Annotated in this window: 17 protein-coding genes; 1 reads left to right on the top strand and 16 read right to left on the bottom strand. The window is 34.6% G+C overall.

The window, feature by feature from the left end; genetic code table 11:
• Positions 1-101: 101 nt before the first annotated feature.
• The 15 genes from P3F81_RS02650 to P3F81_RS02580 all read right to left on the bottom strand — a co-directional run bounded on the left by P3F81_RS02650 (position 102) and on the right by P3F81_RS02580 (position 20202).
• Positions 102-1358, bottom strand: a complete 1257-nt coding sequence (locus tag P3F81_RS02650) for an NAD(P)/FAD-dependent oxidoreductase (protein WP_147666574.1) — start codon at positions 1356-1358, stop codon at positions 102-104.
• 562 nt (positions 1359-1920) lie between these two features.
• The gene (gene rpoN / locus P3F81_RS02645; RefSeq protein WP_147666576.1) at positions 1921-3279 is read right to left on the bottom strand and encodes an RNA polymerase factor sigma-54; all 1359 of its coding nucleotides are present in this window, start codon (positions 3277-3279) and stop codon (positions 1921-1923) included.
• Between the two features lie 40 nt (positions 3280-3319).
• Entirely contained in the window at positions 3320-4687 is a 1368-nt protein-coding gene (locus P3F81_RS02640) for a hexokinase family protein (RefSeq protein ID WP_309320599.1), read from the bottom strand.
• 267 nt (positions 4688-4954) lie between these two features.
• The gene (locus P3F81_RS02635) at positions 4955-5236 is read right to left on the bottom strand and encodes a hypothetical protein (protein ID WP_147666578.1); all 282 of its coding nucleotides are present in this window, start codon (positions 5234-5236) and stop codon (positions 4955-4957) included.
• Between the two features lie 29 nt (positions 5237-5265).
• Positions 5266-5637 (bottom strand): VOC family protein, encoded by a 372-nt coding sequence (locus P3F81_RS02630; protein WP_147666580.1) that lies wholly within the window; start codon positions 5635-5637, stop codon positions 5266-5268.
• A 63-nt stretch (positions 5638-5700) separates the two neighbouring features.
• The gene (locus P3F81_RS02625) at positions 5701-7596 is read right to left on the bottom strand and encodes an ABC-F family ATP-binding cassette domain-containing protein (RefSeq protein WP_147666582.1); all 1896 of its coding nucleotides are present in this window, start codon (positions 7594-7596) and stop codon (positions 5701-5703) included.
• 119 nt (positions 7597-7715) lie between these two features.
• A complete protein-coding gene (locus tag P3F81_RS02620; protein ID WP_147666585.1) occupies positions 7716-8456 on the bottom strand; it encodes a transposase in 741 nt (246 codons plus the stop codon).
• Between the two features lie 374 nt (positions 8457-8830).
• Entirely contained in the window at positions 8831-11014 is a 2184-nt protein-coding gene (locus tag P3F81_RS02615) for a PTS sugar transporter subunit IIC/EAL domain-containing protein (protein WP_147666587.1), read from the bottom strand.
• Positions 11015-11094: 80 nt separating this feature from the next.
• Positions 11095-12348, bottom strand: a complete 1254-nt coding sequence (gene nrfD / locus P3F81_RS02610; RefSeq protein WP_147666589.1) for an NrfD/PsrC family molybdoenzyme membrane anchor subunit — start codon at positions 12346-12348, stop codon at positions 11095-11097.
• 12 nt (positions 12349-12360) lie between these two features.
• Positions 12361-13155, bottom strand: a complete 795-nt coding sequence (locus P3F81_RS02605; RefSeq protein WP_147666592.1) for a 4Fe-4S dicluster domain-containing protein — start codon at positions 13153-13155, stop codon at positions 12361-12363.
• A 15-nt stretch (positions 13156-13170) separates the two neighbouring features.
• A complete protein-coding gene (locus tag P3F81_RS02600; RefSeq protein WP_309320598.1) occupies positions 13171-14697 on the bottom strand; it encodes a [FeFe] hydrogenase, group A in 1527 nt (508 codons plus the stop codon).
• Positions 14698-15060: 363 nt separating this feature from the next.
• On the bottom strand, positions 15061-16278 hold the full coding sequence (gene nrfD, locus P3F81_RS02595) for an NrfD/PsrC family molybdoenzyme membrane anchor subunit (RefSeq protein ID WP_147666596.1): 1218 nt from the start codon (positions 16276-16278) through the stop codon (positions 15061-15063).
• 349 nt (positions 16279-16627) lie between these two features.
• Positions 16628-17821, bottom strand: a complete 1194-nt coding sequence (nrfD, locus tag P3F81_RS02590; protein ID WP_309320597.1) for an NrfD/PsrC family molybdoenzyme membrane anchor subunit — start codon at positions 17819-17821, stop codon at positions 16628-16630.
• Positions 17814-18605, bottom strand: coding sequence for a 4Fe-4S dicluster domain-containing protein (locus tag P3F81_RS02585; protein WP_147666598.1), 792 nt, complete (start codon positions 18603-18605; stop codon positions 17814-17816). The genes nrfD (P3F81_RS02590) and P3F81_RS02585 overlap by 8 nt, the downstream gene beginning before the upstream one ends.
• A 64-nt stretch (positions 18606-18669) precedes the next feature.
• A complete protein-coding gene (locus P3F81_RS02580; protein ID WP_147666600.1) occupies positions 18670-20202 on the bottom strand; it encodes a [FeFe] hydrogenase, group A in 1533 nt (510 codons plus the stop codon).
• A 170-nt stretch (positions 20203-20372) separates the two neighbouring features.
• Here P3F81_RS02580 and P3F81_RS02575 point away from each other — a divergent pair, with 170 nt between their 5' ends.
• Complete coding sequence (locus P3F81_RS02575; protein WP_147666602.1) at positions 20373-20582, top strand: hypothetical protein; 210 nt, start codon at positions 20373-20375, stop codon at positions 20580-20582.
• A 178-nt stretch (positions 20583-20760) separates the two neighbouring features.
• Here the strand turns inward: P3F81_RS02575 and P3F81_RS02570 are convergent, their stop codons facing one another.
• Positions 20761-22131 carry a hemolysin family protein gene (locus P3F81_RS02570; RefSeq protein ID WP_147666605.1) on the bottom strand — a complete coding sequence of 457 codons (1371 nt, stop codon included), beginning with the start codon at positions 22129-22131 and terminating at the stop codon, positions 20761-20763.
• Positions 22132-22138: the final 7 nt, after the last annotated feature.

The following is a 22138-nucleotide window of genomic DNA, read 5'->3' as shown; positions in this document are numbered from 1 at the left end:
AGAACAAAAAATTTTTTTAACATCTTATTTATAAATCCACTCCAAATCCAATAAAAATAGCCGGGCAAGCAACCCAGCTATCATTATACTACAAAATTCTCTTAACGTGTAATAATTCTTACCAAACGATCGTATAGTAAATAGTCCCACATCCATTTTACGAAAACAACCACTTTACTTCTAAAATCAATTAATCTCCAAATATGAACAACAAGCCAAATCATCCACGCACTAAAACCGCTTGATTTATAACTGCCCATACTAACAACTGCTTCATTACGCCCAATCGTCGCCATATTTCCAACTGGTTTAAACTTAAATTCTTTTAGTTCTTTCTCCCGAATGGAATTTACAATATTATGAGCTGCTACATCTGCCTGTTGCATTGCTACAGGCGCAACGGTTGCTAGTGGTCGTCCATCTTGAACAAAATGCGCCATATCGCCAATGACAAAAACTTCTGGATGATCTGCAACTTGTAAAAATTCATTTACCATAACACGACCACCGCGATCCTGCTCACATCCCATTGTATCTGCAATACTTTCTGCGCGCACACCAGCTGCCCAGATCACTGTATTGGTTGGAATAATTTCTCCACCTTTAATTTCTAAGTTCTTTCCATCATAGCCTAATACCTGTACGCAAAGGCGAACTTCTACATGTTTACGGATGAGTGTTTCAACCGTAACATCGCGCAATCTTTCAGGCATCATCGGTAGTAATTTATCCGTAGCTTCAACTAGTACAATACGAACCTCTTTAAAATTAAGTGTATGGTATTCTTTTGCCATTACTAGATAAATAAGTTCTGAAAGTGCCCCAGCTTCTTCAACACCTGTCGGTCCTCCGCCAACTACAACGAAAGTAAGCATTGCTTTTCTTTTAATCGGATCGGTCTCATGCGCCGCTAACTCAAATTGACGTAATACATGGCTGCGAATCTGCACTGCTTCTTCCAAGGTTTTCATACCTAAAGCATTCTTGGCGAGATTTTTCATTCCGAAAAAATTTGTTGTAGCACCAGCAGCCATTAACAAATAATCATAGCCTACTTCACCATTATCCGTCACTAATTTTTTATTTTCCAAATCAACATTTTCGACTGTAGCTAAACGAAAATTTGCATTATTATATTTTTTAAATGTAGCTCTTACTGGATAAGCAATATCATCAATGGATAAACATGCTGTGGATACTTGATATAATAAAGGTTGAAACAAATGGTAATTGTTTCTATCAATTACTGTTATATTTATATTGGAATCAGCCTTCGCTAGTTTTTGTGCTGCTCGAATTCCACCAAAACCTGCCCCGACAACAACAACATGAGGCTTTTTCATATCTTCATTCATCATTTTTTATTCAACTCCTAAAGCTGTCTTTATTTAATAGGATTTCTAAACGATTGAGAACTATGTCATCTGCTATAAAAACAAATTTTAACCTAACTATATTATACTTAAAGTTGAATTTATATGTTCTCAAAAAAGAAAGTTATTTTTTTAACAATCTTCTCTATATAAAAAACCGTTAGTAATAACAGTTTGTTAAATTACTGATTAAATCAAGTCTTACTTTATTTAATCAATGATATTATATTCAAATCACAGCAAACCTATTTACCATGCAAAAATTTTCATAAAGATAAATGATTAAGTTCAAAAATTAACTTACTCTCGCATAGAAAAAACTGTTTTATTCAAACAGCTAAAAACTCTCTTGCAATCCTTATCAAAAACCTTTGTTAAATTGTAATATTTTTATCCCATGCAGTACATTATATTCGATAGTAAAAAAAATAACAATCACTTTTTATAAAATTCACACTTTTTTAACAAACTTTTTTGAAATCCGGCAAATATATTTCAAAACATTAAAAAATTAGGCGATTTCTCATCTCAGAAACCGCCTAATTTTTTAATATTTTTTCCTTTTCATTGATGACGGATATCCCATCTGTTCGCGATACTTCATCACTGTCCGTCGCGATATTTTCATCTCTTTTTCTTTCAGTAATTCACATATCTGCTGATCACTTAATGGATTTTTTTTATCTTCATGTTCAATAAAATCTCTCATCACATCTTTTATCTGACCAGCAATTAGCTCTTCTTGATGTATACCTAAATTTGCCTGAAAGAAATTTTTTAAACGAATTAATCCATACGGTGTTTGTGCATATTTGTTTGCAACAGTACGGCTTACCGTTGATTCATGAATCTCTAATTCTTCAGCTATTGTTTTCATCAACAAAGGTCTCATAAACTTCTGCCCTTTATCAAAAAATTCTTTTTGCTGCTCAACAATCGCAGTCATTACTCTATATAAAGTATTCCGCCGTTGCTCAATACTTCGCATCAACCAAGTAGCTGCATTGACTCTTCCTTCAATATATTTCTTTGTTTCGCTATCTAAATCTGCTATATTCTCATAACTTTTACTAATTCTAAGTTTTGCTAACCCATAATCATTAATAATCACAACGTATTCATCGTTAATTTTTCTTACAATTACATCAGGAGTAATATATTCAGCCTGATCACTACCAAACTGCAAACCAGGTTTTGGATTAAACTTTTGAATAATTTTAGCAGCCTGCTGTACTTCACTGGGTGAAAAATGAATTTGTTTTGCAATTGCCTTATAGTTTTGCTGCCCCAGTTCACTCAAATAAGAATCAATTAAAAGCTGAACAATTCCATGATAAAGATCCTGTTGCTTTGCTTGAATCGTCAAACACTCTTTCAATGATCTTGCCCCTACGCCATCCGGCTCAAAAGTTTGAATAACCTCTAATACCTCTTCTATATAACTCCTTTTCTGATGAAAAATTGCTGCAAATTCTTCTACGGGATTCTTTAAGTATCCATTATCATCTATACACCCAATCATATATTGGGCAATTTTTCTCTGCAAAGGATCAACAAAACTTAATTCTACTTGAAGTTCTAAAGTTTCAAGTAAGCTCGGCTTTAAAGATGACTTTGATTCAAAATTAACTTCTTCTCGATCAGGATTTATCATAGCATTCGAATAACTGGTATCATCATCTAAATATTTAGCTAAAGCTTTAATTTCTTCGAACGAATAAGTAGTTTCATTTTCTGAATTATCCTCATACTCTTCTTCAAATTCCACTGCTGGATTCTCCAAAAATTCACTTTCAATCAAATCTGATAATTCCTGCGCAGATAACTGTAAAATCTCAATTGCCTGCCTCAATTGTTGAGTCATAGCTAATTTCTGCTGCAATTTTAAATTTAATCCCTGTTCCATAAGCTTTACCTCATTTTCAGCAAGTATTTTTATCCGATGACTAGGATTCAGATGGCATTATAATTCTATCCGAATCAAGTCTTCCTTCATTGAAAATAGCCGCTGCAATAGCGCCACCAATACCAGAACCTTGATTTTCTAAAATAACCTTAATATTTTTTGCTTTTTCATCTCCTAAAAGTTCAACAAAAGTCTTCTGAATTAATTGTGCATAACCAGGCATTTTCTCATATAAAGAACCATCAATCGCAATATGATGCTTGTTATTAAAATTAAAATCCATATGTTGTATAATTCCAATATACCCAGCCGTTACAAGCCTTGCCGAACGCCTGATAATCCGTTTCGCAATCTCTACAATATATGAATATTCCATCTCTGTAAAAGTATCTTCAATTTGAGCGAAAAAAATTTCTTTTGTTTTCCGATAATTAGGACTAGAATCTTGTATAATCTCTGATAAATCTTTGCTTGTAAGCACTATCTCCTGTTTTAGCATACCTAACTCCTTCAAAACCAATACAAGCAACCGTCCTAAATATTTTCCAGCAACCATTTTTTCAAATACTTGTTCACCCTTCTTTTCACTTTGTTGATCTAAAATCTTGTCAAACGTATTTAATCGTAAATGACTAAAATTACCCGATTCCAAGTTGATAATCATTGGACATCGCTTTCCGTCATAAGATTCTAGATAAGCTGTATTATGCCCAGTTCCACAAATTGAACCAATATGAACACAATCATCCTTATATGCAGCCGCTAATATCGTTGCCACCGTATCATTGATAACAGCTACTGGAATAATATTACTACGACCTTTCCTTATTAATGCATCACTTAGCAATGCATTAACATCCTTTCCTTCCACTCCTTGTACAGCAAACTCTTTCGTCCATACTATGAGTCGCGCATGATTTAATGCAGACTGCTCCGATGGAAAAGAAAATGTATGGCCTAAAAAATATCTATATTCATCATCCGTAACTTTTCTAATTAATTCCGCAATAAAATCAAATAACTCTTCCGCACAAACATTGTTAGTTATATAATTATACGATTCCGTAATTAACGGTGCAGTCACTTTTTTTATCACTTTAAAACGCCCTTGTCCAAGCAATGCAATTAGCAATATCCGAAGATTAGTTCCTCCAAAATCCAAAGCTAAATAATGTCCTTTTTCTTCACCATTTGGTAATTGCAAATAGGATTTTAACATTTTAAAAGAAGATTTTTCTTTTTTTAATCCCCGTTCAATTTCCTGACAAAAAACATCGGCAATCCTCTTTAATTGGATAGAATCAATCTCAAACTCCTGTAAACATTCATTTATCTTTGACTCTATAACTCCCATACAATCACCAGCCCATTTTAAATCTTCTAATTGCATTATAACGCCATTGTTCAATGTTTTCCTCAAGAAAACCTACCACTCGACGTTTCAACGAGGCGGAAGATATATGCCACCACCTGTTATTTACAGTTGCGCTCGCACCTATTTGGAGGTGGGAGAAATCTTGTTCCGAGTTATATCACAATTTACTTTATTCCTATGGATAATAAGAAATGCCGAAAAAGAAACTTTTTTCTCTCGGCATTTCCTATTCATATGATACTCAAGGACATTTCAGTAATTTAAATAAACTGCTAAAACCCTTAAAATGCTAAATATCCATTATGGATTTGGTTTTGTTGCCAAATATAAGCCCATTCCCATCAACATCAAAAATGCAATGATTCCAAAAATCTTCGTTGTTTTGGAATATTTACCATAACGATAGAACAAAAACAGTCCCACTGGAAAGAAAATAAAGGTTACAAGCATGATAAACCATGGATTTTGATGGATATTTGCAATTTTGGGTACTTCCTGAAACTCTTCCGGTTTTACTTTTTTCTCAATTTTAGGACGATTCAATTTAAAATTTTTTTGCATCGAACTTTTACGTTTTGCCAAATCATCACACCATCTTTCTATTATCCCTATTATTGATATCTAGATGCTGGCAATATTTCTAACCAATATCCATCTGGATCGCTAATAAAATAAATGCCCATTTCTTTATTCTCATAACAAATACAACCCATTTTTTCATGCAATGCATGTGCTGCTTCATAATCTTCCACTAAAAAAGCCAAATGGAATTCATTTTCGCCTAAATTATATGGCTCTTTTCTTTCATGTAAATAAGTCAGCTCTAATTGATGGGAAGTAGTACCATCGCCCAAAAATACTAAAGTGAAATTCTTCCCTTCCTTACGGCGTACTTCTTTTAATCCTAAAGCTTCATGATAAAAAGCCAAACTTTTTTCTAAGTCAAAAACGTTTAAGTTATTATGGAAAAACTTAAATTGCATAATTAAACTCCCCTTTATATTCATCTTGTACGTAATTTTCTACACAAACAATAAGATATCCTCCTACGATTGACCTTCAACAATTTCTTCAAGATATGCCCATCGTTCCATTAAATTCTCTAGCCTTTTTACTAACTGCTCTTCATCTTTAGTCAACTGTGCAAGAAGTTCAAAATCTGCACCAGCCATATTGATTTGTGACCGTACGGCTTTTAGTTCACCTTCAGCACTAGCAATCACAGCTTCAATTTCATCATACTCTTTTTGTTCTTTAAATGAAAGTTTACGCTTAGTTGCTACCATACGAGGTTTTTCTTTCGACGCAGTTTTAATCTCATTTACCACTGTTTTATTATCTTCTGTCCGCTTATCTAAAATCTCTTTATAATCTAAATATCCACCAATATATTGCGTTAATTTACCATTTTCCTCATAAGCAAAAACCTTATCTGCTAAACGATCAATAAAATATCTGTCATGCGAAACAAATAAAATTGCCCCATTAAAATTGTCAATAAAATCTTCCAATATCGCTAATGTTTGAATATCCAAATCATTTGTTGGCTCATCAAGCAATAATACATTTGGTTCGCTCATCAAAATTCTAAGCAAAAATAAACGTCTTTTCTCCCCACCGGATAATTTTGCAATTGGCGTCCATTGCAAATTTCCCGGAAATAAAAACAGTTCCATCAATTGACTTGCGCTAAGCTTTGTTCCATCAGCCATCGTCATAAAATGCGCAGCTTCACGAATATACTCAATCGCACGCAATCTTTCATCCATATCCACATTGCTTTGACAAAAGTATCCGATTTTAACGGTTTGCCCAATTTTTATGATGCCATTTGTCGGCTCAATTTTTCCAGCAATTAAATTAAGTAACGTTGTTTTTCCCGAACCATTTTTCCCAATAATCGCTACCCGATCATTTCGCAAGACAATATAGGAAAAATCATTGATAATTTTCTCACCATTTACTTCATATCTAACATTTTCAAGCTCAATTACCGTTTTACCGAGACGTGTAGAACCCAAACTCATTTCCATTTTAGCGTTTTGAATATCAACTTTTCTATTACTTAATTCTTCAAACCGTTCAATTCTTGCTTTTTGTTTTGTCGAACGAGCTTGTGCACCACGACGCATCCATGCCAATTCTGTACGCAATAAATTTTGTCGTTTTCTTTCACTTGCCTCTTCTCGTTCTTCCCTCATCATTTTTAACTCAAGAAAATTTGTATAATTCCCCGTATATGTATAAGCTTTTCCTTTATCAAGCTCAAGAATCTTTGTTGAAACTTTATCTAAAAAGTAACGATCATGCGTAATCATCAAAAGTGCGCCTTTTGCTTTTTTCAAATATTCTTCTAGCCAACAAATTGTTTCACTATCCAAATGATTCGTAGGTTCATCTAAAATCAATAATTCACAAGGCTGAATCAAGGCACTCGCAAGTGCTACCCGTTTCGCCATTCCACCAGAAAGCTGGCCCGCCTTTAGATTATAATCACGTATTCCAAGCTTTGTTAAAACAGTCTTCGCATCACTTTCGATTTGCCATCCATCCAGCTCGTCAATTTTTTGACTTAAATTGAGCAATTGTTGTTGTATATTTTTATCTTCAGCCGCTTTTTCGCTAATCGACAGCAACATTTCATACTCACGCAACACTTGCATTAATGGATCAGTTCCTTTAAACACTTCCATCAAAATCGTATTTTCCGCATCTAACTCACTATCTTGCGCTAAATACCCAACTCGCATCGTCTTCGCTTTTATCAAGTTTCCCGAATCTGCCGGAAGTAGCCCGGCAATCGTCTTGATAAAAGTGGACTTTCCCGTTCCATTTACACCAACAATCCCAATTTTGTCCCCTTCATCAATACCAAAACTAATATTTTCAAATAAAGTTTTATCACCATACGTTTTCGTTAAATTTTCAATTGATAAAATCATCTAATAACCTCTTTACAAACTAAAATTCTTTAAACTATTATAACATAATCCCGCCTACTTCGTTGAATGCTTTAAATAACACCTTAAAATAAGGAACAATTGGGGACGTTCCTTTTTTGTCAACATCTCGCTATAATATCTCTTGATATTCCCGTTACTCGTTCTATCTCTCTTATTGATAATCCTAATTTTTTCAACTTCCTCAAAATTTTATTTCGTTCTATTATTTCAAAACTTCCTATCTTATGCGGCTCTATATTATTCGTATTCTTTATGATTATCTGGCGAATTTCTTGTTCATTTAGTTTTTTTCGCCCTTCTACTTCAAATTCATTTTCTACCATCTTTTCATGAGCTTTTATCCATTCTTTCATTCCTAGCATTTCTAATGATAATTTTACATCCACAAATTCTTGCTTACCTCTATATTCATTAAAACTACTATATTTGTAGCTTTCTAATCTTTTTATAATTCCCGCTTTCAATGGGTTTTGATGTATATATACAATTAAAGGAATGAAGTATTCATCAATTTCTACTACTTTACTTTTGTATCTACTTCCTATTAAAGCTCCACTTCTTTGATATTTTTTATTAAATTTCATTACATATTTTGTTAATAGTCTCTTTATTATTGTTGATATATCCCCTAGATGGGCTTCTTTCAATAGAATGTGTACATGATTTGCCATTAAGCAATATGCATGAATCTCAAACTGCATTTCTTGTTTTAAATCTTTGAGGATATCCAGCATATATTTAAAATCTTGTTCTTCCTCAAAGATATTTTGATGATTAATTCCCCTAAATACTACATGATAAAATCCACTTTCACTTAACCTTCTTGCTTCGCGTGACATTTTATCACCTCTCCGTTCCAATTATATTCAAATGTATTATTAGTGACAAAAAAGGAACGTCCCCCTTGTTACCCCTTTAACAATTTGCATAAATTTCACAATTATGTTTTTATAATATATTTTTCAGTTTTATTTGTAAACATTTTTATGTAATGTAAAAATTTATTTATTTTGTAATAAAAAATAACTCTATAATCAATGTTGTGATTTTGCAATTCATCACAACATTGATTATAGAGCCACTTTTTCAAATCTGCTTTGAAGCAGTTATTCTGTTTTACAAACTTATTAAAAAACAATCACTATTTTTAGCAAATTAGCTAGAAATTTATCTTATGAATTTATGACTAAGCCTCTCCAACTAACTTGCCTATTTATTTTATTGAGCCAGCTTTTTCTGGTCTCTTTTCAATATATCGGATAAACTCCTCAAACTCTATCGCGGGACTATAAAGATATCCTTGATAGTTTAAACATCCTACTTTTTCTAATTCAACTCGTTGATTTTCAGTTTCTACATATTCAGCTAAAACAGTAAACCCAAGTGTATGCGATAACGCAATGATAGAAGAAACGATTTCTTTTGCTCTTGGATTCTCCATGATTTTTTTTACCAGTGTTCCATCCAGCTTCACCATATCAAATTGATTCACTTGCAAATACTTTAATGAAGTATGTCCCATAGAAAAATCATCAATGGCTAGCTGAAAACCTCGTTTGCGAATTCGTGCAAACACCGCTTCTGTATCCTCATCACAACATAAAGCAGTTTGTTCAGTAATCTCTAAACAGATACTTCCTTTTTGAACCGACTTTTTCTTAGAAACCTCATCTAAAAACTTTTCAAAAGTTGTATCTTGTATTGTAATAGCCGATACATTGATACAACTTTTTAATGGCTCTTTTCGGTTGAAATTAATAAATTCCATATCATGCACTGCTCGCACAACAACGAATTTTTCTAAATCTTTTAAAAAGCCTGCTTCTTCCGCTAATTTTATCATTAATGGCGGATAAATCATCCCTAAAAATTCATTTTCCCAGCGCAATAAAGCCTCTGCACCTACACATTGCTGTGAATGATTATGCTGAGGTTGATAAAAAAGCTTTAATTTTTTTTCTTTTAACGCTTCCTTTAACTCAACAAGCAGTGCTTTTGCTAACCTCCCACGCTGATCTTGTAATTGTGTTAAAATAATATTTTTATTTATTTGCTCATTTTTTTGTAAAGTATCAATTAAATCTTGCAAATAATTTTTAGCTATACGAATTTTTTCTGCATCATATACCCGAATGAATGGACGATAAATGAATGTACCTACAAGCAAAATGATGCCTTGTAACACTGCTCCCATGTACGACTCCGTTGCAAAATAACCTGAAAAAAATATCGGCATCGTCCAATGAATATCATGCATTATCACAGGAACAAATCCTATACTTACGAAAAAATAAGCAATACAATAGCCAATAATCGGGACACCAATAAACGGAATAAATAAAATAGGGTTAAATACAATAGGTAGCCCAAATATTAAGATTTCGCTTACATTAAAAAGTATCGGTACTGCCGCAATTTTTGCTATTCCACGGCTACTTTTCCGTTTGCTAAAGAAAAAAACCGCCAACAATAAACATGTCGAAGTTCCACACCCGCCCATAAGAATATAAATATTAAAAAATTCTTTCGTCAAAATTTCATGAGGAATTCCCCCCATGCTAATTACAGGAACATTAAGGACTGTCGTTGAGGGAAATAAATGCTGTGCAACTCCTTCCAGAACATTACTTCCATGAACACCCAAAAACCATAAAAAAGTAGTAGAGAAAACCCAGCAAATTCCGCCCAAAAAGGACCTGCCTTCTTGAGAAAATAACAAGTTAGCTATCTGTAAAAAAAAATCTTGAAAAGAAGAATATCCTAATCCTTGTACAACAAATGCGTTTATGCTCGCACAAGGAAAAATAATAAACAAAATCGGAAAGATTTCCGAAATTGCTTTATTTATATTACTGTCTACACCAACTGAAGAAAATTTATAATAGCACTTTTGAGAAATATTTTTTCCATATTGATAGAAAAGAACTGGAATGATTGCAGATACGATGCCAGTAAACACCCCTAATGCACCAAATGAAGTCAATTTTAAATTATTTCCTGAAACGCCTGTAAAAATAAAAAAGCAAGTAACTGCTGTTAATGGGATTCCATACTTAGAACCGTATAATTCTATATTATCTCTCGCATATACACTGCTAATTGCTAACATAATGTAAACTGCCAACATTCCAAAAGTAGCATCATAGATATAATTCATAATGTTTAAAATAACACCATTGCCAAATGAAGATAAAAAACTTTGATACTCTTCAATAGGAATATTTTTGCAGATTAGAATGAATGAGCCAATCAATACAATTGGTATTGTCATTACTAGTCCATTTCGTATAGAACTTACTACAGGAAGTTTTTCAATAGCCTCAAATAAATTCAAAATCTTCTGATACATTAATTCACCCACCATCGTCCAATACATTCCTTCTTCTTTTCTCGACATTATATTACCATATATTACTTGATAGATAAATAAAAAAATGATAGTTAGGGCAAGAAATGATTTGCCCAACTATCATTTTTTTAGATTTTTTTACTTTGTGCATGCACTTCATCTTGATACTGTTTCCCCATAGCAATCCATTTTGCCCATGAATTTTCACTATTGGCGAACGAATTTAATATTTTAGTTTGAATCGCATGTGCTCCGCCAAGAATATTGAAATTTTCTACAATAAAGCAATAAATTAAGCATCCTAGGCTTACTAACCCAACACTAATTAAAATCTCCCATATCGAAGGGAAGTATCCTGTGCCATGATAACTCAACATAGAAGTAAATGTATAATTCATACGATTTAAAATTACGCCACCTACTGTTAAAGTCCCGTAAGTGACTAACCATGCCCGTTGATTTGCCAATGAACTAAAAATGATTGCTATCGGAATAAATATTCCTGCCACCATTTCTAGCCAAAACATATTACTAGAAAATGATCCATCAAATAAAAACGCAATTTTGTCATTCCAGTATAAATCGCCAAATCGAATCAGTACATAAGCAATCATAACTCTGCCGCCTACACGAGACAACATTTTCAATACATCGACTGGAATTGTATGCGAATATGCTCTTCTTGCTAGTTCCGTCTCCAAGCATAACATTGCCGATCCAACAAAAAATGAAGAAAGTAAAAAGTAAAGCGGCATCAATTCACTCCACCAAATCGGATCCATTTTTGATTTCATAATTAAGAATAATCCGCCCAAAGTTGCCTGATGAATTACCGGAAAAATAATTCCGATGAAAATTAAAAAGGGAACAATTCTCATGGCGATTTTATTTACTCTTTCGCTAATTCTCTCTGTAACAATTTCACAAAAGAATTGTAAGCCAGCTACTGTTACATAAATAGATACACAAACTAATACCGCAAATAAAACTGAAGTATATCCCATTGATACCATTGGTCGCCAAAAGTTATGCCATTGACCAATATCAAGGAGTAATCCAACCATAACTAAAATATAACCAAACAAAGAAGTTAACAATGCACCGCGTGCAACTTCTTCATACTTTTGATAGCGAAAGCTATAAACCAATAACGCAGAACCATATCCGCCACCGGCAAGTGCTACCCCTACCATATCATCAAAAGCAATCCATAAGCCCCACGGCCATTGATCATTTAAATTTGTTACCAGACCGAATCCTGTTAAGAGACGAACTACAATAATTGCCGCGCATATCGCTACAAATCCAGTTAATATAAATCGAATCGGCGTAATTGTAAACTTCCAACCTAAAAAATCTAGTTGTTTATATGTGCGCCCCATATCTATCCCCTCCTACTCTTCTTGTTGTTTTTCTTTTTCCAATTTACTTCTTCTATTACTATAGTAAGCAAGACCAGCCAAAAAAGCTCCCCAACCAACTGCTAAAAACGGTACTTTTGATAAATAACGCTCTGTATACGTAGATGGTGGTATCGATTCTAAATGCGTTTTAAAACCAAGCTTTTCAAAATCAACATCTGAAATATACAGCCAGTTTGTCCCACCAACTTCAGTCGCTCCATAAATTTTTTGTATATACTTTGCATCACTATGAATTCTACGCTCAGCTTCTTTTAATAAATCATCACGATTACCAAATGTCATCACATTCGTTGGGCAAACACCAACACAAGCCGGCGCCTCTCCATGCGCAATCCTCGATGAACACATTTGACACTTCGTTACAAAAGGCAGCGCTTTTTCCCATTCATATTTAGGAACATCAAAAGGACATGCTACCATACAATATCGACAACCGACACATAAATCCGGATAATAAACCACCGCACCATTTTCATCCTTTTGCAAGGCTTTCGAAAAACAAGCAGATGCACAAGCTGGCTCAAGGCAGTGCATACATTGTTGTTTAACAAAACGCCATATAGGATTCCCCTGATTGTCTTTTATTTCGTGTTTTGTTACAATCGTCCAGTTTTTATCATTTAAAACCGCTTCTTTTCCAGTCTCATTTGTCGCCGGCTTTTCTTTATTAAAATCAGTTCCATTCCACAATTTGCATGCTACAGTGCAGCTGCCACAACCAATACATTTTGTTAAATCTACTAATACCCCTTTCGTCGTAGACATCTTTTTCACCTCACATCACTTATTTTTTATTGTCAATTGATAACTTCTATCTGTATAATGCGTATGCAATAATTGCTCAGCTTTTTTACTCAGTGGTTTTTCTAAAAATTGATCATATAAATCTTGCACTTCTTTATTTGTATGACTTAAACGCTTTACGCTTCTCTTACTATCCAGTTTATATAAATTTTGCATTCTTAAAGTTCTTACTTCATCACTTGGTGGCAGGGAAGTTCTTGGCTGTCCACCACCAGCAATACATCCGCCTGGGCAAGCCATAAATTCAACAAATTGCCAAGGTGCCGTATGATTACGAATTCTCTCCATAATAATACGCGCATTTTTTAACCCGCTACATACTGCAACTTTTACTTCACCAACACCCGGTACATTTGCCGAGGCTTCTTTTACCCCTGCTAATCCGCGAACTGCCTGCCAATCTAATAACACTTCTGGCGGATCTTGCTTTGTTACCAACCAATATAAAGTACGAACTGCAGCTTCCATTACTCCACCTGTAGTACCAAAAATTTTTCCTGCCCCTGTACCTTCTCCTAGAATTGAGTCGTATTCAGTATCTTCGAGTGTAGTTAGATCAATATTATTCATTTTTATCAATCTCGCTAATTCGCGTGTAGTTAGGACATAATCCACATCACGAATATTTTTATCCCCCAACATTATTCCTGCTGCATTCATTTCGGGACGATTACATTCGTATTTTTTTGCCGTACAAGGCATGATAGAAACAGAAACAATATCTTTCGGATGAATGTTTTTATGCTTCGCATAATAAGTTTTTATTAATGGACCAAGCATTTGTTGTGGCGATTTACAGCTTGATAAATGTTCCATAATATCGGATCCAAAGTATTCACAAAATTTTACCCATCCCGGACAACACGAAGTAAATTGAGGCAGCTTATTCGGTTCTTTCAGCACTCGATGAGCAACTTCCGATGCTTCTTCCATAATTGTTAAATCTGCCGAATACGTTGTGTCAACTACCGCATCAAATCCTATTTTTTTTAATGCAGCTACTTGTTTTCCCTCAACGATTGTACCCGCTTCAAGTCCAAATTCCTCCCCTAATCCAACCCGTGTTGCTGGTGCGGTTTGCACGATGACAAATTTAGTCGGGTCATTTAATGCTTTTACTACCTCGTTGATGTTTGATTTTTCCGTGATTGCTCCCGTTGGACACCACAAAGTACATTGTCCGCAATGCACACAAGGGGTATCATCCTTTATCGGTAGTTCATAGCTTCCATATACACTCATTACATTTTGGCAAACTTCTAAACATTGACCGCATAAAATGCATTTCGCATCATCGCGCATAATTGATGGATTCTTGCTATCAATTGCAATTCTGCCTTTTACTTTTATCGGATAGTTTTTTGATCCTTCGTATTGATTCGGCATCCAACCAGTACCTCCAGAAGGTTTGCCGCTACATCCTGCTGCTAATACACTAGTTCCTAAAACACCTGTACTGCTTACCAACTTTAAAAAATTTCTTCGCGAAATTTTATTTTTCATTTCATTCCCCTCCATTTCTTCAAGATAAATATCTTAAAATAAAAAACCATAACATCCTCGTATATTACTGATAGTAACTACGTATAGTTATGGTGTCATTAATATTATTAATAACCAAATAATACTAAAATAACTTTTACTTATCTTAATTATTAAAAAAAATTAATCATCATAACTTTTCTCTTATAAACTCTAGTTATAATTATATTTAATTAGATTATACTTCATCAGGTAATATATAAATACAATTTATATATTACCTGAAAAAAATTTTTTTCTTTCGCTATCGCTTACATTATAACTCTGGAAAACAAAAAAGTACAGAGGAAAAATTCCTCTGTACTTTTACTACACCATATAAAACTATTTTTTATCCTCAAATACTTGCTGAGCACTAGAAGACCAAACTTGCAATCCACTATTATTAGCATTTTGCACACGAACTTGTACGGCATATTCATCGCCAATAACTTTAAAGTTTTCCACAATAAAGCAGTAGATTAAACATCCTATAGAAATTAAGCCAATACTCACGATAAACTCCCAAATCGATGGAAAATAGTTTCCGCTAGTGTACATTGAAGTAAATACGTTATTCATCCGATTTAAGACAACTCCACCGACCGTTAGCCATGAGTAAAGCATCAGACCACGTCTAGTATTCACGATTGAACTAAAAATTAGACAAATCGGTATAATAATACCAAACACCATTTCCACGATATATAAATTACTTTGCAAGCTATTTTCAAATAATAATCCCCATTGATTTTGAACCGTAAGATCATAAAGTTTTAGTAAAAGATATGCCACCATAACTCTTCCACCAACACGTGTTAAACGTTTTAACACATTATGAGGAACTTCATGCGCATAGCCTCTTCTCGCTAAATCAGTTTCCACACATACCATAGCTGAGCCAACGAAGAATGATGAAAGTAAGAAATACAGCGGTAAAAACTCACTCCACCAAAGTGGATACATTTTCGCTTTAAACAGCAAAAACAAACCGCCTAGTGAGGATTGATGCATCATTGGGAAAATAAGCCCGATAATAATCAAAATCGGTAAAATCTTTAATACTTTCAAATGATAACTCTTAGCAATACGTTCTGTTAAAACTTCGCAAAACTCTAAGCTAAGTATCGTTGTATAAATAGAAACACACCAGAAAACTTCAAATAAAACGGAGCTATACCCCCATGAAACAAATGGACGCCAGAAATTATACCATTGTCCAATATCTAAAAATAAACCAACCATAACTAAGATATAGCCAAAGAGAGATGTTAAAAGAGCACCTCTGGCAACTACTCTATATTTTTTGTAATCAAAACTATGTACTAATAACGCTGTAGAATAACCACCGCCGGCAAGTGCAACTCCTGTCATGACATCAAATGCAATCCAAAGTCCCCAAGGTGTTTCATCAGTCAAATTTGTAACATACTGATATCCCGTAACAAGTCTTACTATGATTGTCCCCAAACAAATAAGTGCTAATCCCGTTAAAAAAAAACGCATAGGGGTAATTGTAAAAGTCCATCCTAAAAGCTCAAGCTGTCTGTACTTCTTCTCCATAAATAGCATCCCTTCCATAGCAAGCAATAACAAAAAATACATATCGTAATACATCAACAATACTAATTATCATATGACTGCTATTTCTACATTTTCATCAAAATATAATCCCCAAAAGTAACATTATGACCGAAAAAATTCTCGGCTTTTCATAAAGCTAATGCATTAAGCAAACAAATAGTGCCTTTCTCTTCTTCCTAAAAGCACTATTCGTTATCATGATAAAAATCACTAAGGTTCAGATGGAGTAACAACTCCATCTGAATCAACTCTACTTATAGCAAACAAATTCCTTAGTTCTTATCGTGCCTTCATGTTACTGCTTTGACGCCAGTGAAAATTAGAACATTTATATATTGCCATGCGACTCTTCAAGAACTTTTTCTTCTGCCTCAGTATCAGATTGCAATTTATTATTTCTATTGAGCACATTGAAGTTATCAACAAGAAAACAATAAACTAAAGTTGCCATGGATACAATCGCCAAAGTTACAGCAAACTCCCATATCGATGGAATATAAACACTCTGTAAATGTCCATACATCGAAGTAAATACCGTATTCATACGGTTGATCACTAGACCAAGACATGTCAATACTCCATAAAGCATCAAACCATTACGCGTTTCACCATATTTACTAAACACAATCATAATCGGTAAAATAAGCCCGACTAGCATTTCGGTAAGGAAGAAATCACTTTCTAGATTACCATAAAAAACTAAGCCAAGCTGTCCACGCATAAATAAATCAAAAACTTTTAGCCCTAAATAGGCAAGCATCACTTTTCCGCCTAGCCTTGCTATGCTTGTTAATACCTCTACCGGAACATCATTTTTAAAGAATTTACGTGTCAGCCAGTTTACCACGCATACAGTTGCTGGTCCGACAAAGAAGGATGACATCAAGAAAAAAATGGGTAAATATTCGCTCCACCATAAAGCATACATTCTTGATTTTGCTAATAAAAATAGTCCACCCAAAGAAGCCTGATGAAACGTTGGAAACAATACCCCTAAAATTAATAAGAATGGTAAAGCTTTTTTAAAGTATTGATGAAAACATTTCCCGAATTTTTCTGTGAAAATTTCACCAAATTCTAACACTTGAATACTCGTATAAATCATAATACACCAAAAAATTTCAAATAGTACAGAATCATGTCCCCATGATACAAAAGGACGCCAGAAATTGAGCCACTGTCCAATATCTAAAATCTCAGCTGTCATTACCCAAATATACCCTACTAGGGAAACCAATAAGGAACATCTAGCCACAGATTGATACTTTTCACAATGCAAAATGTGTGCTAAAAAAGCCGTAGAGTAACCTCCACCCGCTAAAGCAACTCCAGTAAATACATCAAAAGCTATCCATAATCCCCATGGCCATGCATCACTTAAATTAGTAACAATGCTGAATCCAGTTAAAAGTCTGGTAACAATAATCCCCGCACCAATTAAAACAAATGCTGTCAATAAAGCTCTAAAAGCTGTAATTGTAAAAATGAGTCCTTGAAATTTTATAATGTTTGGTTTACTCATGGTCGTTAGCATCTCTTTCCTTTTCTAATTTGTTCCGGCGTTTTGTATAAACTGCCATTGCCGTTAACAACATACCCCAGCCAACTGCTAAAAATGGAACTTTAGACAAATAGCTTTTCGTATAATCAGAAGGAGGTGTCGTTTCTAAATTCATTTTAAACCCAAGCTGTGCAAAATCAACATCGGAAATATAGAGCCAATTTGTCCCGCCAACTTCAGTTGCACCATATATCTTTTTTACATATTTATTATCTGAGCGAACAATTCGTTCCGCTTCTGCAAGCAGATCATTACGATTTCCAAATTTCATTACTGATGTTGGACATACATCTACGCAAGCTGGTGATTCGCCCTTGGCAATACGCGTTGAACACATCTGACATTTCGTTACGAGCGGCATCGGTTTTTCCCATTCGTATTTTGGTACATCAAACGGGCAGGCAATCATACAATAACGACACCCTACACACAAATCAGGATAATAAACGACTGCCCCATTTTCATCCTTTTGCAGTGCTTTTGAAAAACAAGCAGATGCACAAGCCGGCTCACTACAATGCATACATTGTTGCTTAATAAACCGCCAAACTGGCTCACCGTTTTTCGTTACGACATCTTTTTTATTTACAATCGTCCAGTTTTTATCGTTTAACTTTACCTGGTGTCCAAGCGCTGGTTTTTCTTCATTAAAATCAAGCTTATTCCACAGCTTGCAAGCAACTGTACAACTTCCACAGCCAATGCATTTCGTCAAATCTACTAATACGCCTTTATCCTGTGCCATTCATCTCACTCCTAAAAATAAAGTCATCCGATAACAAAATCATTTCTAGATGATAATCTACATTTTACAGATCTTTTTTCGCTGTAAACAGATTACTTTTGTCCTGATAGTGCGTATGCAGTAAATGCTCCGCTTTTTCACTCAACGGTTCTTGAAAAAATTCTTTATATAAAGTATTGATTTCATCATTTTGATAGCTCAATCGCTTCTTCGATTGCTGCGCATCCATTTTATAAAGGCTTGCAATTCTAGCAGTTCGAACATCATCCGTTGGTGGAACTGCACTTTTCGGCTGCCCGCCGCCGCCGATACAACCCCCAGGACAAGCCATGAATTCAATAAATTGCCAAGGAGATTTTTTTTCTCTAACCTGCTTTAAAATTACACGTGCATTTTTTAATCCATGACAAACAGCAACTTTTACAGTTCCAAAGCCCGGTACATCGACTGTAGCTTCTTTTACACCTTTTAACCCACGAACTTCCTGCCAATTTAGTAATGATGCCGGTGGGTTTTCCTTCGTTGCATAGTAATAAAGTGTTCTTACCGCCGCTTCCGTTACACCGCCAGTTACGCCAAAAATTTTACCCGCTCCAGTACTCTCGCCAAGAATAGAATCATATTCCTGATTATCTAAATTTGTCATATCAATTTGCTTTAATTTTATCAATCTCGCCAATTCACGAGTCGTCAATACGAGATCGACATCCATCATATGCTCATTGCCAATCTCTTTACCACTCGCATTCATTTCTGAGCGTTTTGCTTCAGCCTTTTTCGCTGTGCACGGCATAATTGCTACAGAAACAATATTTGCTGGATTAATTCCCATTTTAGTTGCATAATAGGTCTTTGCCACAGCACCAAGCATTTGTTGTGGCGATTTGCAGCTTGACATATGCTCTAATAAATCAGGATAGTAATACTCACAGAATTTCACCCACCCAGGACAGCAGGATGTAAACTGTGGCAGAGTATTCTGAACATTTTTTAAACGATACAGCACTTCTGCCGCTTCTTCCATAATTGTCAAATCAGCCGAAAAACAAGTATCAAGCACAGCATCAAACCCAAGCGCTCTTAAAGCTGCAACTTGTTTTCCTTCAACAATACTGCCAGGCTCCATGCCAAATTCTTCACCAAGAGCAACTTTCGTTGCTGGTGCAGTTTGGACAATCACATATTTATTCTGATCTTCTAATGCTTTTACCACATCTGTAATATTATTTTTTTCAGTAATTGCGCCAGTTGGACACCATAAACTGCATTGTCCACAATTCACACAAGGAATATCTTTTTTTAATGGTAATTCATAACTGCCATAAACACTCATTACCTTTTTACAAACTTCGATACATTGTCCACAAAGTATGCATTTTGAATCATTTCGTTCAATAGATACATTGCTTGAAGCAATGGCAATACGCCCTTTTACCTGAGCTTGCCAATTTCCTGTTCCTTCATACTGAGATGGAATCCAGCCTTTACCACCAGCTGTTTTACCACTACACCCAGCAGCTAATATTCCTGTACCAAATAATCCCGCTCCTCCAACCAACTTTAAAAAATTACGTCTTGAAAGTTTATTGCTACCCATGATAAAAGAAAATCCTCCATTCTAGATAAAATACACACCGTTTCGGCAATTATCCCTAAAACTAACCAATAGACAACCTCTACAAATTTTCAAAATAATTGTATTATTCGTTCTATTAAAGGGAATAATTATCTCAACCAGCCACATTTTATCTCGCATGGAGGTTATATATGAAATTAAATGATATTAACTTAGTCGGTCAAATTGCCGATTTGAAAGAAACGGAATATAAGAATTCACTTATTTTAGCTAGTCTAATCGAACTTTTAATCAGCAAAAATATCTTTACTCAAAAAGATCTAACACAAAAAACAAATGAGTTAGATTTTCTCGCTGAACTACAAATACATTTAAAAAACAATACTAAAACTTCACTATAATGATAAATTAATTTTATCATACCATAATTCTGTTTGTCTATAGATAAACCCCTATGTGAAAAACTTATCTTAGTACATAAACAAAGAGGAAATCCATAGAAAAACGCTCAAAAAATCTACAGAAAAAGGGCATAATCAACTTTGAATATTAGTTGATTATGCCCTTTTATTTTTAAGGTTACTCATTCTTAGAATTATCTTCTTTGCGCTCTGCAAAGTCCGCTTCTTCTTCGAAATTCTTGGTAAGCGGATGATTGACTTTAATCAAAATTCTCGTTATGCGAACATTGTCTACTTCCTCAACAGTAAACTCATCGCCCTCGTAAATGATTTTATCATCAATTACTGGAGGCATTTCAATTCTTGAATATAACCATCCACCAATCGTATCGAAGCTTTCTGAATCTAAATTTATTTCTAATTCATCATTAATTTCTTCTAACAATAATCTTGCATCCACTGAATACGTATTATCATCACGCTGCTCGATAAATGGTCGCTCTTCATCAAATTCATCTTGAATTTCTCCGACAATTTCTTCTAATATATCTTCAACTGTTACCATGCCAGCTGTGCCACCATATTCATCGACGACAATCGCAATCTGTGCCCGATGTTTTTGGAGCAATTTTAGCAAATTACTAAGTGGCATAGATTCCGGAACAGCAGTAACTTTTCGTGTCAAACTCCGAATATCCATATCCTTTTCGCCCGTTGATAGCGCTCTAAGCAAATCTTTTATATGCAAAAAGCCAATAATATTATCTTTATCAGGATCACAAACCGGATATCTCGTTAAATGCTCTTCTAAAGCAATTTTCATATTTTCTTCAAAAGGATCCTCGGCATACATACAAATCATATCAGTGCGAGGAATCATCACTTCTCTAACATTACGCTCAGCAAAATCAAAAATATTATCAACAAACGTTAATTCCGTCTGATCAATATAGCCCTGCTTATGACTTTCCTCCATCAAAATCCGAATCTCTTCTTCTGTATGTGCAGCTTCCCCCTCATTGGAAACCTGAATACCGACTAATCTTAAAATCCAATTTGCAACATGATTTAAAAACCACACAGCAGGATACATCAATTTATAAAACATAATCATCGGAATAGCTACCCATAAAACTACACCTTCAGCCTTCTGAATTGCCAATGATTTAGGAGTTAACTCGCCTAAGACAATATGAAGCGCAGTAATAAAAGAAAATGCAACTGCAAAGGATACCGTATGACTAACTTCAGGTGAAAGACCTAAACTATTGGTAATTGGGTCAATAAGCCTAGCTACCGCTGGCTCCCCAATCCAGCCTAAACCAAGGGATGCTAAAGTAATTCCCAATTGTGTAACCGATAAATACGCATCTAAGTGCTCTACTAAATTTTTTGCATATTTTGCTCTTGTATTCCCATCATGTACTAACGTATCAATTCTTGACGAACGAACTTTAACAATGGCAAATTCCGCAGCGACAAAAAAGCCGTTAAGCGCAACTAAAAAAGCAACTAAAAGTAAATTAAGTATTGCGGATGTATAATCCAAAAATTTC

This window comes from Selenobaculum gibii, from assembly GCF_030273445.1.
Taxonomy (GTDB): Bacteria; Bacillota; Negativicutes; order ICN-92133; family ICN-92133; genus Selenobaculum; species Selenobaculum gibii.
The sequence above is the reverse complement of the archived record's forward strand: the minus strand, read 5'-3'. Positions and strand labels throughout refer to the sequence as shown.